Origin of the sequence: Enterobacter sp. KB-280D8 (genome assembly GCF_041399405.1) — a bacterium.
In the GTDB taxonomy this organism is placed as follows: Bacteria; Pseudomonadota; Gammaproteobacteria; order Enterobacterales; family Enterobacteriaceae; genus Enterobacter; species Enterobacter cloacae_N.
The window spans coordinates 335442-351395 of record NZ_JBGKEC010000001.1 but is presented as its reverse complement, the minus strand read 5'-3'; the positions used below and the strand labels follow the sequence as shown (position 1 = coordinate 351395).

14 protein-coding genes are annotated in these 15954 nt (G+C 61.2%); 3 read left to right on the top strand and 11 right to left on the bottom strand.

The features are described 5' to 3' along the window. Positions 1 to 8: 8 nt before the first annotated feature. Genes pcaF through paaA form a run of 10 tightly spaced genes read right to left on the bottom strand, consistent with a single transcriptional unit; the run spans position 9 to position 8175 of the window. Positions 9 to 1214 carry a 3-oxoadipyl-CoA thiolase gene (gene pcaF / locus AB8818_RS01760; protein WP_192981347.1) on the bottom strand — a complete coding sequence of 402 codons (1206 nt, stop codon included), beginning with the start codon at positions 1212 to 1214 and terminating at the stop codon, positions 9 to 11. After that, a complete protein-coding gene (gene paaI / locus AB8818_RS01755; RefSeq protein WP_116340147.1) occupies positions 1214 to 1636 on the bottom strand; it encodes a hydroxyphenylacetyl-CoA thioesterase PaaI in 423 nt (140 codons plus the stop codon). Before paaI ends, pcaF begins: the two co-directional genes overlap by 1 nt. Further along, the gene (gene paaH, locus AB8818_RS01750; RefSeq protein ID WP_192981350.1) at positions 1626 to 3050 is read right to left on the bottom strand and encodes a 3-hydroxyacyl-CoA dehydrogenase PaaH; all 1425 of its coding nucleotides are present in this window, start codon (positions 3048 to 3050) and stop codon (positions 1626 to 1628) included. The genes paaI and paaH overlap by 11 nt, the downstream gene beginning before the upstream one ends. 1 nt (position 3051) lies before the next feature. Next, positions 3052 to 3840 (bottom strand): 2-(1,2-epoxy-1,2-dihydrophenyl)acetyl-CoA isomerase PaaG, encoded by a 789-nt coding sequence (paaG, locus tag AB8818_RS01745; RefSeq protein ID WP_371199831.1) that lies wholly within the window; start codon positions 3838 to 3840, stop codon positions 3052 to 3054. Further along, entirely contained in the window at positions 3840 to 4607 is a 768-nt protein-coding gene (paaF, locus tag AB8818_RS01740; protein WP_302218599.1) for a 2,3-dehydroadipyl-CoA hydratase PaaF, read from the bottom strand. The genes paaG and paaF overlap by 1 nt, the downstream gene beginning before the upstream one ends. Then, positions 4604 to 5674 carry a 1,2-phenylacetyl-CoA epoxidase subunit PaaE gene (gene paaE, locus AB8818_RS01735; RefSeq protein WP_192981357.1) on the bottom strand — a complete coding sequence of 357 codons (1071 nt, stop codon included), beginning with the start codon at positions 5672 to 5674 and terminating at the stop codon, positions 4604 to 4606. The genes paaF and paaE overlap by 4 nt, the downstream gene beginning before the upstream one ends. Positions 5675 to 5681: 7 nt before the next feature. Further along, positions 5682 to 6179, bottom strand: coding sequence for a 1,2-phenylacetyl-CoA epoxidase subunit PaaD (paaD, locus tag AB8818_RS01730; protein WP_116340157.1), 498 nt, complete (start codon positions 6177 to 6179; stop codon positions 5682 to 5684). Positions 6180 to 6190: 11 nt separating this feature from the next. Then, a complete protein-coding gene (gene paaC / locus AB8818_RS01725) occupies positions 6191 to 6937 on the bottom strand; it encodes a 1,2-phenylacetyl-CoA epoxidase subunit PaaC (protein ID WP_192981358.1) in 747 nt (248 codons plus the stop codon). Between the two features lie 8 nt (positions 6938 to 6945). After that, on the bottom strand, positions 6946 to 7233 hold the full coding sequence (paaB, locus tag AB8818_RS01720) for a 1,2-phenylacetyl-CoA epoxidase subunit PaaB (protein WP_003857353.1): 288 nt from the start codon (positions 7231 to 7233) through the stop codon (positions 6946 to 6948). Positions 7234 to 7245: 12 nt separating this feature from the next. Continuing rightward, positions 7246 to 8175: a 1,2-phenylacetyl-CoA epoxidase subunit PaaA gene (gene paaA, locus AB8818_RS01715; protein ID WP_233003716.1), complete on the bottom strand. Its 930-nt coding sequence runs from the start codon at positions 8173 to 8175 to the stop codon at positions 7246 to 7248. 285 nt (positions 8176 to 8460) lie between these two features. Here paaA and paaZ point away from each other — a divergent pair, with 285 nt between their 5' ends. The 3 genes from paaZ (at position 8461) to AB8818_RS01700 (ending at position 14198) form a co-directional block, all read left to right on the top strand. Further along, the gene (gene paaZ / locus AB8818_RS01710; RefSeq protein WP_192981361.1) at positions 8461 to 10503 is read left to right on the top strand and encodes a phenylacetic acid degradation bifunctional protein PaaZ; all 2043 of its coding nucleotides are present in this window, start codon (positions 8461 to 8463) and stop codon (positions 10501 to 10503) included. Between the two features lie 196 nt (positions 10504 to 10699). Next, a complete protein-coding gene (gene tynA, locus AB8818_RS01705; RefSeq protein ID WP_116340163.1) occupies positions 10700 to 12973 on the top strand; it encodes a primary-amine oxidase in 2274 nt (757 codons plus the stop codon). A 118-nt stretch (positions 12974 to 13091) separates the two neighbouring features. After that, positions 13092 to 14198, top strand: a complete 1107-nt coding sequence (locus tag AB8818_RS01700; protein WP_116340165.1) for a GGDEF domain-containing protein — start codon at positions 13092 to 13094, stop codon at positions 14196 to 14198. Positions 14199 to 14294: 96 nt separating this feature from the next. On the opposite strand, the gene AB8818_RS01695 is transcribed toward AB8818_RS01700, so the two are convergent. Beyond that, the gene (locus tag AB8818_RS01695; protein ID WP_192981364.1) at positions 14295 to 15797 is read right to left on the bottom strand and encodes an aldehyde dehydrogenase family protein; all 1503 of its coding nucleotides are present in this window, start codon (positions 15795 to 15797) and stop codon (positions 14295 to 14297) included. Positions 15798 to 15954 lie beyond the last annotated feature (157 nt).

The window sequence follows — 15954 nt, the reverse complement described above, 5'->3', positions numbered from 1 at the left end:
TTTTATGCTCAAACACGCTCAAGGATCATGGCAATGCCCTGACCCACACCGATGCACATCGTACACAGCGCGTAGCGCCCGCCGCGTCGGTGCAGTTCATTACTCGCGGCCAGCGCCAGCCTGGCGCCGCTCATTCCCAGCGGGTGACCCAGCGCAATAGCACCACCGTTCGGGTTGACGTGCGCGGCATTATCCGGCAGGCCCAGCTGACGCAGCACGCCCAGCGCCTGCGAGGCGAAAGCTTCGTTAAGCTCGATCACGTCCATATCGTTAATGCTGAGTCCGGCGCGCTCCAGCACCTTGCGGGTGGCCGGTACCGGGCCGAGGCCCATCAGACGTGGCTCCACACCTGCCGTCGCCATCGCCACGATCCGGGTGCGCGGGACTAAACCCTGCGCCAGCGCTATCTTCTCGCTGGCGACGATCAGCACCGCCGCGCCGTCGTTGACGCCGGAGGCATTTCCCGCCGTGACCACCCCGTTCTTACGAAACGGCGTTTTCAGACCAGCAAGCTGCTCAAGCGTAGTGTCCGCCCGCGGATGTTCATCCACGCTGAATTCCGTGACTGCCCCTTTTTTACCTGGGATCGAAACCGGTACAATCTCCTGCGCCAGGATGCCATTCTGCTGCGCCTGCGCGGTACGCTGCTGGCTGCGCAGCGCGAACGCGTCCTGATCGGCACGGCTGATATTTAACAATTCAGCTACATTCTCTGCCGTTTCCGGCATACTGTCAGTTCCGAATTGCTGATGCATGAGCGGATTCACAAATCGCCAGCCGATGGTGGTATCAAAGATCTCCGCCTGACGCTGAAACGCGGCGGTGGCTTTACCCATCACAAACGGCGCGCGGGACATCGACTCCACGCCGCCCGCGATCAGCAGATCGCCATCGCCCGCCTTAATGGCGCGCGCCGCAAAACCAATCGCGTCCAGCCCCGACCCGCACAGGCGGTTAATGGTGGTCCCGGACACCGTCTGCGGCAGCCCGGCCAGCAGGGACGACATGCGCGCTACGTTGCGGTTATCTTCCCCCGCCTGGTTAGCGCAGCCGAAAATCACGTCGTCAATCCGCTCCAGGTCGAGCTGCGGGTAGCGGGCCAGCAGCGCGCGCAGCGGCACGGCACCAAGATCGTCAGTTCGGACTGCGGAAAGCGCGCCACCGTAGCGCCCCACCGGAGTTCGAACGCCATCACATATAAATGCGTCACGCATCAGGCCTCTCCTGTCACATTGCCGCCAATGCGGTGAGATTTTCCGCGAAAAAGGGCGACGGTTTTCTGTTGCTGATTCTGGATTTCAATGTCATACACGCCGGTCAGCTTGCCCTGATGCATCACCCGCGCGGTGGCGGTGAGCGTGTCCCCGGCAAAGCCCGGACGCAGAAAATCAATTGAGCAGCCGGAGGCTACCGCCGCCAGCCCCTGGCTGTTGCAGGCGTAGGCAAAGGCGGTATCTGCCAGCGAAAATAGCTGTCCGCCGTGGCAGGTTTTGTGGCCATTAAGCATCTGCGGGGTGATGGTCATGGTCACCACAGCGTAGCCCTCGTCCATCTCGACAATATCCATCCCCATCGCCTGCGCGCAGGCGTCCCGTTCGTACATGGCGCGGGCGTTATGCCAGGCGTTATGACTCATAGCTACTCTCCAGAAGCGCGCGCTGGCGCAGCAGGGAACAGGGGCGATAGCGTTCTTCGCCGTAATGACGCTGCAGGTTTTCCAGAAGCGTTAGCAGCCGTTGCCAGCCCAGACGCTCGCCCCAGGCAATCGGCCCGCTCGGGTAGTTGACGCCCAGGCGCATGGCGGTGTCGATGTCCTTCTCGCTGGCGACCCCTTTTTGCAGGGCATCCAGCGCTTCGTTGGCAATCATCGCCACCGTGCGCCAGACCAGCAGGCCGGGATAATCGGCAATTTGCACTACCCGGTTACCCTGCTGCTGCAGATAGCGGATGGCTTTTTGCGTTGCGGTATGCGGGTTGCTGGCAGCGGCGGCGATCACCGCCACGTCGCGCTCGATGCGGTCCACCACCACCACCGGGCCGTTGAGCCGCAGCGCCAGCGCCTGGGCGGTTTCTCCGTGCGTTTCAATCAGGTATACATCATCAATTTCGGTGACACCGTCACGTCTCTTTTCCACGCGCATCGGGCTGTAGCTGTCGTTCACGGCATCAGCCCAGCGCGCCTCGGGCCTGTCGCCCTGCCAGTCGTAGACGCCCTTCCCGCTCTTTTTGCCAAGCCTTCCCGCCAGCACCAGCTCCTGCTGCACCAGCGAAGGCAGAAAACGACGCTCCTGCCAGAAGGCGTTAAATACCGAGCAGGTCACCGCGAAGTTCACGTCCTGACCAATCATGTCGGTCAGCTCCAGCGGCCCCATCGGGAAACCGCCGCCTTCGCGCAGGGCGGCATCAATCACCTCCGGCGGCGCGACCTGCTCTTCCAGCGCGCGCCAGGCTTCGGAATAGAACGGACGGGCGACGCGGTTGACGATGAACCCCGGCGTTGACTGGCAGCGAACGGGCTGTTTGCCCCAGTTCAGCGCCAGCTCGCACAGCGCGTCTGCCACTTCCGGGGAGGTCGCCAGCCCGCTGACCACCTCCACCAGCTTCATCACCGGCGCCGGGTTAAAGAAATGCAGCCCTGCGACCCGCTCCGGGTGGTGGATGTCCGCGGCAATCGCCGTGACGGAGATGGAAGAGGTATTGCTGGTCAGCACCGTCTGCGGCGGGCAGATGTCAGCCAGCTGCGCAAACAGCGCCTTTTTCACCTCCAGCCGCTCGGATGCCGCTTCAATCACCAGTTCGGCTGTGGAGAGCGCGGTGATATCCGTGACCGGAACCAGCCGGGCAAGGATCTGGCTCCCGGCATCGGCGGAGAGTTTTCCGCGCGTCACCCGGGAGGCCAGACGCTGGCGGATCCCGTCGATAGCGCGGGATACCGCATCGCTGGAGATGTCGTAGAGCAGCACCTGATGCCCATGGCTGGCCGCCACTTCGGCAATCCCGGCGCCCATCGTGCCGCTGCCAATCACGGCGACAGTCCGTACGTTCAGCATCTTATTTCCCCGTAAAGTTCGGCGTGCGCTTCGCCAGGAAGGCGCTGACGCCCTCGCGGTAGTCGTCGCTGCGCCCGGCCAGCCGCTGATAGTCACGCTCCAGATCGAGCTGGGCGTCCAGGGTGTTGGTTTCCGCGGCATTGATGGCCTGCTTGATCAGCCCCAGCCCGAAGGTCGGCTGCGAGGCAAAGTGCAGCGCCATCTGCTGCGCCGTAGCGGAGAGCTGTTCGTCATCCACCACCTGCCAGATCATCCCCCACGCCTGCGCCTGTTCGGCGCTGAGCCTGTCGCCGAGCAGCGCCAGCCCCATGGCGCGGGCGCGTCCGGCCACGCGCGGCAGCAGCCAGGTGCCGCCGCAGTCCGGCACCAGGCCGAGCTTGCTGAAGGCCATCACGAAGTTGGCGGAGCGGGCGGCAATCACCATGTCGCACCCGAGCGCCAGCGTGGCCCCTGCGCCCGCCGCCACGCCGTTAACGGCACAGATGACCGGCTTCGGCAGCTTTGCAAGGCGGCGCACCAGCGGGTTGTAGAAGGTTTCAACGGACATGCCCAGATCCGGCGCCGGGCCGTTGGGGTCGACGTTGCGGTCGTTCAGATCCTGACCGGCACAGAAGCCGCGTCCTGCCCCGGTGATCAGCAGGCAGCGCACGGTGTCATCACGCTCGGCCTGTTTCAGGCACTCGGCCAGCTGCTGGTGCATCACGTCGTTGAAGCTGTTCAGACGCTCCGGACGGTTCAGCGTAATGGTCATCACGCCCTGTTCTACATGACTGAGAATACATTCCACAATTAGCGTCCTTTAAAGTCGGGGGTGCGTTTTTGTAAGAAGGCGTCGATGCCCTCCCGGCGGTCTTCGGTGGCAGAAAGCAGCGTAAACAGCTGACGCTCCTGCGCGAGCCCGGCCTGGAGCGGCACCTCCTGAGACTGGCGCAGCGCCTGCTTCGCCGCCTGCAGCGCCAGCGGCGAGTGGCGCGCCATCAGCGCCGCCTGCTTCAGGGCATACTCCAGCGTCAGCGCGGCCGGGAAAACATCGCTGACCAGCCCGGCGCTCAGCGCCTGCTGCGCGGAAATACTCTCGCCGGTCAGCACCATTTTGCTGGCAAGGGATTTACCGACGCTGCGGATAAGACGCTGGGTGCCGCCCGCACCGGGCATAATGCCCAGCGTGATTTCCGGCAGGCCAAAGCGGGCATTATCGCCAGCAATAACCACGTCGCACAGCAGCGCCAGCTCGCAGCCTGCCCCCAGCGCGAAGCCGTTCACGGCGGCGATCAGCGGTTTGCTGAACGCGTTAATGCGCGCCCAAAGATGCGGGCGGATATCGTTCAGGGTGGCGGGCAGGTCTTTCTCCGCCATTTCGTTGAGATCGGCCCCGGCGGCAAAGCAGCGCTCGCTGCCGTAAATCACGCAGACGGCGATGTCGGCATCCACGGCGGCAGCCTCAAGCTGCCCAGCAAGTTCGGTTAACAGCGCGTTGTTGAGGGCATTGCGAGCTGCCGGACGGTTGAGCGTCAGCTGCAGCACGCGGCCATGACGGGTAACAATCAGTTCGCTCATGCCATCCCCTTCGCGTCGAAGTCGACAATCACGTCGGCGGTTAACGGCAGCGACTGGCAGCTCAGCACATACCCGGCGGCCAGCTCATCCGGCTCCAGGCTGTAGTTGGTCGCCATGTCCACCTTCCCGCGCAGCACTTTGCATTTACAGGTGGCGCACACGCCGCCCTTGCAGGCGTACGGCAGATCCGCCCCCTGACGCAGGGCGGCGTCGAGGATGCTTTCGTCGTCCGCCGTCAGGGTGATTTCACGGTCACGCCCGTCCTGGCGAACGGTCACTTTCTGACCTTCCGCCTGGACGTGCGCCGCGCGTTTAACGGTAGTGCCCGGCGTGTTAAAGCGCTCAAGGTGAATGGCTTTGTCCGGCATCCCCAGCGCCTTCAGCGTGGCTTCGGCATCATCCATCATCGCCGACGGGCCGCAGATAAACGCCTCGTCGTACTGACGGAAGTTAATCAGGGTTTTCGCCAGCGCCTTCAGCTTTTCTCCGTCGATGCGGCCAAAGAGCAGATCGCTGTCCAGCCGCTCCTGGCTGAAGATAGAGACCAGCTGCAGCCGCTGCGGGTATTTGTCCTTCAGGTCCGCCAGCGCCTGGCGGAACATCATGCTCTGGCTGCTGCGGTTGCCGTAGATCAGGGTGAAATGGCTGTTGGGTTCGGTCGCAAGCGTAGCGGAGATAATCGCCAGCATCGGGGTGATCCCGGAGCCTGCCGCAATCGCCAGATAGTGGCCTGCACGTTCAGCCCGCGGCTGGTAGCCAAACTGCCCCTGAGGCACCATCACCTCCAGAGCCATACCCGCTTTGATCTCATCCCGGGCGTAGCGGGAAAAGCGCCCGCCGTCGATGGCTTTGACCGCCACGCTGATCTCACCCGGCGCGGTACTCCGGCAGATGGAGTAGCAGCGGCGCAGCTCATCCCCGTTAAGCTTCGTTTTTAACGTCAGATGCTGGCCGGGGCGGAAGCGGTAGGCGTCCTGCAGCGCCTGCGGCACCGCGAAGGTAATGGTCACCGCGTCGCGGGTTTCGGGTTCCACTTTTGCCACTGTTAATGAATAAAACGTTGTCATGGCAGCCTCAAATACATTTGAAATAGTCGAATGGCTCGCGGCAGGTGTTGCAGCGGTAGAGCGCTTTGCAGGCCGTCGAACCAAATTCACTGATAAGCGAGGTGTCAGTGCTGGCGCAGCGCGGGCAGCTCACCTCCAAAGGCGCGTGCGCGTGACAGCTATGCCCCACGGGCGGGCTAATGCCGTACGCCCGCAGGCGCTCGCGCGCGTCGGCGGTCATCCAGTCGGTGGTCCAGGCGGGTTCAAGCTGGAGCACAATGTGCACCGGGGTAAAGCCGTGCGCGGTCATCGCGTCGCGGATCGCCCCCAGCAGGTGTTCCGTTGCGGGGCAGCCTGAGTAGGTTGGCGTGAAACCAATGACCCAGCCTTCCCCCTGCGCCTTCACGCTGCGCACCATGCCTAAATCGGTGATGGTTAATACCGGCACTTCCGGATCGGGGATCTGGCTTAACAGCGCCCAGATCTGCGGAATTTGCGCAGGCGCGATGTCGACGAGGCGTTGCATGGCGTTCTCCTTTACCACTGCTGACCGGGATACGCGCGCTGGAGATACTGCATCTCCGCCAGCATCGGGCCCAGATGTTCGGTATGCAGCCCCCTCTTGCCCCCGGTGCGGTATGCCACCTCTGCGGGCACCTGCAGGCAGGCTTCATTCAGACCGGCAAAGACTTCGCTTTCCCACGGCTGGCGCAGGACGCGCGGGTCAACCGCCACGCCGGCGTCAATCAGCGCCAGCTCGACGTCATCGGCTTCAAACAGCTCCGCGGTAAAACGCCACAGGCTGTCGATGGCCTGCTGCATTTTTTGCGCGGACGCTTCGGTCCCGTCGCCCAGACGCACCAGCCAGCCGCGGCTGAAGCGCAGGTGGTAGCGCACCTCTTTAATCGCTTTGGCGGCAATGGCGGCAAGCTGGGCGTCGCGGCTTTGGGTCAGACGCTCATACAGCGCCACGTTCCAGGCATCCATCAGGTACTGGCGGGCAATGGTGTCGGCGAAGCTGCCGTTCGGCTGCTCCACCAGCAGGACGTTGCGGAACTGACGCTCGTCGCGGCCAAACGCCAGCGTGTCTTCATCGCCCTGACCTTCCCGCTCCGCGGCATAGGTCAGGAAATTGCGCGCCTGGCCCAGTAGGTCGAGACCGATATTGGCGAGCGCGAGATCAATTTCCAGCTCCGGCGCGTGGCCGCACCAGGCGCCGAGACGCTGGGAGAGCACCAGACCGTTGTCGCCCAGACGCAGGGCATAGGCAGTCACTGAATTCATTCTTTGCCTCACATATGCTCGATGCCGTCAGGGATGGTATAGAACGTCGGATGGCGGTAAACCTTGCTTTCCGCCGGGTCGAAGAACTCACCACTCTCTTCCGGCTGGGAGGCGACAATCTCGCTCGCCTTTACCACCCAGATAGAGCACCCTTCGCTGCGGCGAGTGTAGGCATCACGCGCATTTTCCAGCGCCATGCGATCGTCGGCGGCATGCAAGCTGCCCACGTGACGGTGGGATAACCCTTGTTTGCTGCGTACGAACACTTCGTACAGCGGCCAGTAGACATTGCTCATTGTTACTTCCTCTTATGCGGCCTGACGGGTACGTTGTTTTTCCGCGTGCGCCAGTGCGGCTTCGCGCACCCACGCCCCCTCTTCCCAGGCTTTACGTTTCGCGGCCAGGCGCTCGTGGTTGCAGATGCCGCGCCCGTTAATGACCTCGTCAAACTCCTGCCAGTCGATCTCGCCGAAGCGGTAGTGGCCGCTTTCTTCGTCAAAGCGCAGGTCGGGATCCGGCACCGTCATGCCCAGCATCTCAACCTGCGGCACCGTGTTATCAACAAAGCGCTGGCGCAGCTCGTCATTGCCAAAGCGTTTGATTTTCCAGGCCAGGCTGCGGGCGCTGTTCGGCGAGTTGTCGTCGTTCGGCCCGAACATCATCAGCGCTGGCCACCAGAAGCGGTTGATGGCGTCCTGCAGCATCTGGCGCTGGGCCTCACTGCCCTGCGCCAGCGCCATGCAGGCTTCAAAGCCCTGACGCTGGTGGAAGCTCTCTTCTTTACAGATTTTCACCATCGCCCTGGCATACGGACCGTAGGAGGTCCGGCACAGCGCCACCTGGTTGACGATGGCCGCGCCGTCCACCAGCCAGCCGATCACGCCGATATCGGCCCAGCTCAGGGTCGGATAGTTGAAAATGGAGGAGTATTTCATCCTGCCGTCGAGCATCTTCTGGTAGATGTCTTCCCGCGCGCAGCCCAGCGTTTCCGCCGCGCTGTAGAGGTAGAGCCCGTGTCCGGCTTCGTCCTGCACCTTCGCCAGCAGAATGGCTTTACGGCGCAGCGTCGGCGCGCGGGCGATCCAGTTTCCTTCCGGCAACATGCCGACAATTTCGGAGTGCGCGTGCTGACCAATCTGGCGGATCAGCGTTTTACGGTAGGCTTCCGGCATCCAGTCCTGAGGCTCAATCGCCGTCTCCTGCGCTATGCGCTGCTCAAACCGTTGTTCTTGCGTCACGTCTTCACCTTTATGATTCGTTAGTTTGCAAATTAAAGCGAAATGTTGAATCACTTTGTTTTTTAAAAGTTACACAAAGGTTAAATATAACCCCAAGAATTGTTTCCCAGTTTTGTGATGCTGCTCGCAAGGCTTTTACTACAGGCCTTGCAGAAAGCGCTTTTACGCGATGCGATTCGTCCAGCCAGATCACAACGTTAACAATTCATTAAAAACACAGCTTGATTTTTATGATTCGCGATCAAACTATTAATAGTGAAATAACGAAACATTTGGAGATAAGCGATGCAGCAGTTAGCCAGCTTCGTGTCCGGTACCTGGCAGTCTGGCCGGGGCCGCGAACGCGCGATACATCACGCCATCAGCGGCGAAGCACTCTGGGAAGTGACCAGCGAAGGGCTGGACATGGCGGCCGCCCGTCGCTATGCCATTGAGCAGGGGGGCGAGGCATTACGCGCCATGACCTTTATCGAACGTGCCGCCATGCTGAAGGCGGTGGCAAAGCACCTGCTCAGCGAGAAAGAGACGTTTTATGCCCTGTCAGCCCAGACCGGGGCAACGAAGGCGGACAGCTGGGTAGATATTGAAGGCGGGATCGGCACCCTCTTCACCTATGCAAGCCTGGGCAGCCGCGAGCTGCCGGACGACACGCTGTGCCCGGAAGATGAGTTAATCCCCCTGTCGAAAGAAGGCGGCTTTGCGGCGCGCCACGTCCTGACCTCCAAATCCGGCGTGGCGGTGCATATCAACGCCTTTAACTTCCCCTGCTGGGGAATGCTGGAAAAGCTGGCGCCGACCTGGCTTGCCGGGATGCCCGCCATCATTAAACCCGCTACCGCTACCGCGCAGGTGACGCAGGCGATGGTGAAATCCATCGTCGACAGCGGGCTGGTGCCGGACGGTGCCATCAGCCTGATCTGCGGCAGCGCGGGCGATCTGCTCGACCAGCTCGACGGCCAGGACGTGGTCACTTTTACCGGCTCTGCCAGCACCGGGCAAAGCCTGCGCGTGCACCCGAATATTGTGGCGAATTCGATACCGTTCACCATGGAAGCCGACTCCCTGAACTGCTGCGTGCTGGGGGAAGACGTCACGCCGGAGCAGCCGGAGTTTGCGCTGTTCATCCGCGAAGTAGTCCGCGAGATGACCGCTAAGGCCGGGCAAAAATGCACGGCCATTCGCCGCATTATCGTTCCGCAAAACCAGATTGACACCGTGAGCCAGGCGCTGATTGCCCGCCTGGAAAAGGTGGTGGTGGGCGACCCGGCGCAGGAAGGGGTGAAGATGGGGGCGCTGGTCAACGCCGAGCAGCGCGCGGACGTGCAGGAGAAAGTGGATCGGCTGGTCGCCGCAGGCTGCCAGATCCGTCTGGGCGGCAAAGCGGACCTGCAGGCCGCGGGGGCGTTCTTCCCGCCGACCCTGCTGTTCTGTGCGCAGCCGGACGAAACGCCCGCCGTGCACGATACCGAAGCCTTCGGCCCGGTCGCCACGCTGATGCCGTATCGCAGCGCAGACCACGCGATGCAGCTTGCCCGCGCGGGCGGCGGCAGCCTGGCGGGCACGCTGGTAACCGCAAATGCGGCGATTGCCCGCCAGTTTATTGCCGGTGCGGCGCGCGCCCACGGGCGTATTCAGATCCTTAACGAGGAATCATCAAAAGAGTCCACCGGCCACGGCTCCCCGCTGCCTCAGCTGGTGCACGGCGGTCCGGGCCGCGCGGGCGGCGGCGAAGAGCTGGGCGGCCTGCGCGCGGTGAAGCACTACCTGCAGCGCACCGCGATTCAGGGCAGCCCGTCGATGCTGGCCGCGATTGGCAAACAGTGGGTACGCGGCGCAGCGGTGCAGGAGGATCGCGTACATCCGTTCCGCAAATACTTCGAGGAGCTGCAGCCGGGCGACAGCCTGCTGACGCCGCGCCGCACCCTCACGGAAGCGGACATTGTGAACTTTGCCTGCCTGAGCGGCGACCACTTCTATGCCCATATGGACAAGATCGGCGCGGCAGAGTCGATCTTTGGCGAGCGCGTGGTGCACGGCTACTTCCTGATCTCCGCCGCGGCGGGACTGTTCGTTGATGCGGGCGTCGGGCCGGTGATTGCCAACTACGGCATGGAAAACCTGCGCTTTATCGAGCCGGTCAAGCCGGGCGATACCATCCAGGTGCGTCTGACCTGCAAACGTAAAACGCTGAAGAAACAGCGTACCGCCGAGGAAAGACCGACCGGCGTGGTGGAATGGGCGGTTGAGATCTTCAACCAGCACCAGCAGGCCGTGGCGCTCTATTCCATTCTGACGCTGGTGGCGCGCCAGCAGGGTGATTTCAGGTAACGTCGCCCCTCACCCTGACCCTCTCCCCGAAGGGGAGAGGGGAATGTTCTGCACGACCCTGTGATTTACCCCCCGCTCTTTTTTTAACCTGGCAAGACCAACAAATAACCTGGCAGATGCAGGCAAACGCTTTTCTCAGGCGCCTGTCAGGATAAGGCTGTCACAACACAATAAACACAACAAGATGAGGTCTACGATGGGAAGCAATTCTTCTTTTTCTGCCCGTAGAACGGCGCTGGCCATGGCCGTTGCGCTGTGTTGCGCCTGGCAATCCCCTGTTTTCGCCCACGGCAGCGAGGCGCATATGGTCCCGATGGACAAAACGCTGCAGGACTTTGGCGCGGACGTGCAGTGGGATGATTACGCACAGATGTTCACCATTGCGAAGGACGGCGCCTTTGTGAAGGTCAAACCGGGCGCAAAGACGGCCATCGTCAACGGTCAACCCCTCAAGCTTGAGGTGCCGGTAGTGATGAAGGGCCAAAAAGCCTTTATCTCAGAGACCTTCATCAACGATGTTTTCCAGTCTGGTCTTGACCAGACCTTCCAGGTTGAAAAACGCCCTCACCCGCTAAACGCGCTGACGGCGGACGAAATTAAGCAGGCCGTTGAGATTGTGAAAGCCTCTGCGGATTTTAAACCGAATACCCGCTTTACCCAGATTGCCCTTGCGGAACCAGAGAAGGCCAAAGTGTGGGACTTTGTCCTCAACGGTACGGCAGTGGATGCCCCTCGCCAGGCGAAAATCGTCATGCTCGACGGCAAGCACGTCATCGAAAGCGTGGTGGATCTGAAGGATAAGAAAATCCTGCATTGGGAACCGGTGAAAGACGCGCACGGCATGGTGCTGCTGGATGATTTCACCGCGGTTCAGCAGATCATCAACGAAAGTACAGAGTTCGCCGAGGTGCTTAAAAAACACGGCATCACCGACCCGAAAAAAGTGATTACCACGCCGCTGACCGTCGGCTATTTCGACGGAAAAGACGGCCTGAAGCAGGAAGACCGCCTGCTGAAGGTGGTGAGCTATCTGGACGTCGGCGACGGCAACTATTGGGCGCACCCGATTGAGAACCTCGTGGCAGTGGTCGATCTTGAGCAGAAAAAGATCCAGAAAATTGAAGAAGGCGCCGTTGTGCCGGTTCCAATGACCCCGCGCCCCTATGACGGCCGAGACCGCATAGAGATGCCGAAAAAACCGCTCGACATCATTGAGCCGGAAGGCAAGAACTACACCATTACCGGCGATATGGTGCACTGGCAGAACTGGGATTTCCACCTGAGCCTCGACTCCCGCGTCGGCCCGATGATTTCGACCGTCACGTATAACGACAACGGCAAAAAGCGTCAGGTGATGTATCAGGGATCGCTCGGCGGCATGATCGTCCCTTACGGCGATCCGGACGTGGGCTGGTACTTTAAAGCCTATCTCGACTCCGGTGACTACGGCATGGGCACCCTGACCTCGCCGCTGGTGCGCGGTAAGGACGTGCCGTCCAACGCCGTGATGCTCAATGAAACCATCCCGGACTACACCGGTACGCCGATGGAGATCCCGCGCGCGATCGCCATTTTCGAACGCTACGCGGGCCCGGAATATAAGCATCAGGAGATGGGTAAGCCCAACGTCAGCGCCGAGCGCCGCGAGTTGGTGGTGCGCTGGGTCAGCACAGTGGGCAACTATGATTACATCTTCGACTGGGTGTTCCATGAAAACGGCACCATCGGCATTGATGCCGGCGCGACGGGTATCGAGGCGGTGAAAGGCGTTCAGGCGAAAACCATGCACGATGCCACCGCTAAAGATGACACCCGATACGGCACGCTAATCGACCATAACATCGTGGGCACTACACACCAGCACATCTATAACTTCCGGCTTGATATGGACGTGGACGGCATCAACAACAAGCTGGTGGCGATGGATCCGGAAGTGAAGCCGAATACCGCCGGCGGCCCGCGCACCAGCACCATGCAGGTCAATCAGTACGATATTGATACCGAACAGCAGGCGGCGCAGAAGTTCGACCCTGGCACCATCCGCCTGCTGAGCAACACCAGCAAGGAGAACCGCATGGGCAACCCGGTCTCGTACCAGATCATCCCTTACGCGGGCGGTACCCATCCGGTGGCGACCGGCGCGAAATTTGCCCCGGACGAGTGGATCTACCATCGCCTTAGCTTTATGGACAAACAGCTTTGGGTGACCCGCTACCACCCGGATGAGCTCTACCCGGAAGGGAAATTCCCCAACCGTTCCATCCACGACACGGGCCTCGGTCAGTACAGCAAGGATAACGAGTCGCTCAACGGCCAGGATGACGTAGTCTGGATGACCACCGGTACAACCCACGTGGCGCGCGCGGAAGAGTGGCCGATCATGCCGACGGAATGGGTGCATACCCTGCTTAAACCGTGGAACTTCTTCGACGAGACGCCAACGCTTGGGAAGAAAAAAGACGAAAAATAACCACCTGCCGGGCAATAGCCCGGTTTTTTTTGCCCCAGCGTTTGAGGATCGTCCGGGCTTGCTTATAGTTACTGATATCTCACCTGAATGATTTATCCCCCGGACGGGAAAGGATTTTATGGAAAAAAGAAAAAAACCGACGCTTGAACGGGCAACCTGGCCGACGCGCCATGCCATGGTCATGCACGGGCTGGCGATGAATCTGCCCTGGCTGGCCTTCGTCAACGTTAGCTTCGCCGTGATGATCCTGCTGCGCCACGTCCTGCTTAAGGCCAGCGATCCTCTTTATCCCCACTCGCCGCCGCTAACGAAAATGGTCGATGCCTCCATGCTCGGCATCATCATCCTCTCGGCTGCGCTGATCCTGATGGCCTGGCGCCGCATCGCCGGCATCAGCGTGGTGCTGTTTATCTGCAGCGCCATCTGGTCGGTCTCCTGCTTTTGGTTTATCACCCAGCTTCTGCTGCCGCACGTCTGGCCGCTGTGCGTCATTTTATTGCTCGCCGGCTTAACGGCGCTCTATTTTTACCCCGAGGGGCTGCTCGCCTTCGTGCTCCCGCTCTGGATCACCCTGCCGATAGCGAGCTGGGTACTTAATGATGGCCTTAATCTTCATTTCGTTATCATCTGGAGCGTTTTTTCGCTGATCCTCATCTGCGGGCGTTTCATCCTGCTGAGCTGGTTTGACGAGGCCTGGCGACGTAACCAGCAGAACCAGCTGCTGATCTCACGACTGGATGCGCTGGCGCATCAGGATCCGTTAACCACAACCGCCAATCGCCGGAGGATGGAAGTGGTGCTGGAGAACGCGGTTGAGCAGAAGAAACCGTTCTCGCTGATTATGCTGGATATCGACTATTTCAAGCGCTACAACGACACCTACGGGCACCAGGCGGGTGACGACTGTCTGACGCGCGTGGCGCGAGTGCTGAAGCAGTCGGTGCGAACGCCCGACGACGTGGTGTCACGCTACGGCGGCGAGGAGTTTGTGGTGATCCTGTTTAACTGCCCGGAAAACATCGCTGAAAAGGTTGCCTTACGTATTCAGGACGGCCTGCGCGCGGAGTCCATACCGCACAGCGCGTCAACCGTCAGCGACCATGTCACCGTGAGCATGGGAATTGCGGGCATGGTGGAGGGCTTAGCCGGCACTGAGATCATTGCCCGCGCCGATGCGGCGCTGTACCGGGCGAAGGAGGCCGGGCGGGATCGGTGGTCGCTTTAAATAACGCCGGGTGCGGCCTGATGCCCTCACCCTGACCCTCTCCCACGGGAGAAGGAACAGACACTAAAAAGGCAACCTCCCGGTTGCCTTTTGCTTTTACTGGTAGCGCACGCACACCGACTTGGTTTCACACCAGCCGTCCAGCCAGTCCGGGCCAAAATCACGTCCTGTACCGGACTGCTTCATGCCGCCGAACGGCAGGTTAGCGTCGATCAGCGTATGGCTGTTCACCCAGACGGTGCCTGCCTGCAGCCTGTCGGTATACGCCAGCGCCTTGCTGATGTTCTGCGTCCAGACGCTGGCGGTCAGGCCATATTCGGTGTCGTTTGCCAGCTGGAGCGCCTCTTCTCCGTCGGATACCCGCACCAGGTTGACCACCGGACCAAACACCTCTTCTCGGGTCAGGCGCAGCGAGGCATCCGGGTTCACCACCAGCGTCGGCGAAACGTAATAGCCTTTGCCTTCCGGGCCGCGGTTGCCGACGATCAGCTCCGCGTTGCGCGACGTCGCTTCATCAAGGAAGGTCTGCACCTTGTCGCAGTGCGCGCGCGACACCAGCGGGTTGATAAACGCTTCCGGCGACATGCCCGGCCCGACGCTGAGGGATTTCACCGCCTGCTCAAACCCGCTGACCAGCGTGTCGAACAGCGGCGCTTCAATATAGATGCGTGAGCTCGCCGCGCACACCTGCCCCTGGTTCAGGAAGCTGCCGGTCATTAACCCTTCTATCACCCACGCCGGATCCGCATCCTTCAGCACGACGGCCGGGTTTTTCCCACCCAGTTCCAGGGTTACTCCGGTTAGCGTGTCCGCCGCAGCGCGGGCGATTTGCTTACCCGTCGCCGTTGAGCCGGTAAAGCTCACCTTTGCAATATGCGGATGCGAGGTCAGCGCTGCGCCACACACCGCGCCGCTCCCGGTCACCACGTTGAAGACCCCGTCCGGGATACCCGCTTCGCTTGCCAGCTCGGCCACGCGCAGCAGGGTCAGCGGCGTGGTTTCCGACGGCTTGATGACAATAGAGCAGCCCGCGGCCAGCGCAGGCATCACTTTCCACATTCCGATCATCAGCGGGAAGTTCCAGGGCACAATCCCGGCCACCACGCCAACCGGCTCCTTACGCGTCCACGCCTGATAGCGCGCCCCCTGCGGCAGCGGGATGGAGAGATCGAGGGTTTTGCCCGCAATTTTGGTGGTCAGCCCGGCGGTATAGCGCATCCAGTTGAGGGTGCAGCCGACTTCAAAGGCCCGGGAGATGTTAATCGATTTGCCCTGCTCCAGCGTTTCAAGCTGGGCCAGCTCCTCGCCGTACTGTTCGACGAGATCGGCGAAATGAAGCAGGATCCGCTCGCGCTCCGCCGGTAACTTTCCGGCCCAGGAGCGGGCGACAAACGCGCGCCAGCCGGACATGACGGCCCGGTCAACGTCATCGACGCTGGCATCGGCGGTCGAGGCAATCACCTCGCCCGTGGCCGGGTTGTAGACGTTCAGCCGCTTTTCGCTGTCCGACGCGGCCTGACGCCCTTCAATCCACAGGCCGTGGTGTCGGTCTAAAAACTGCTGCACGGCAGGCAGAATGGCCACCAGTGATTCAGACATAGGATACTCCTTCGTTGTTATTCTCAGGGTGTTCATCCAGTCTACGTGCGGTTTTGCATTCTCGCTTTTGTCTCTGTGACATTCGCTTTGCCACCTGTGACAGGTGCCGCAATTCGCGATAATCGTCGCTTATATCGCTGTTACCGGTGAGTGTTCT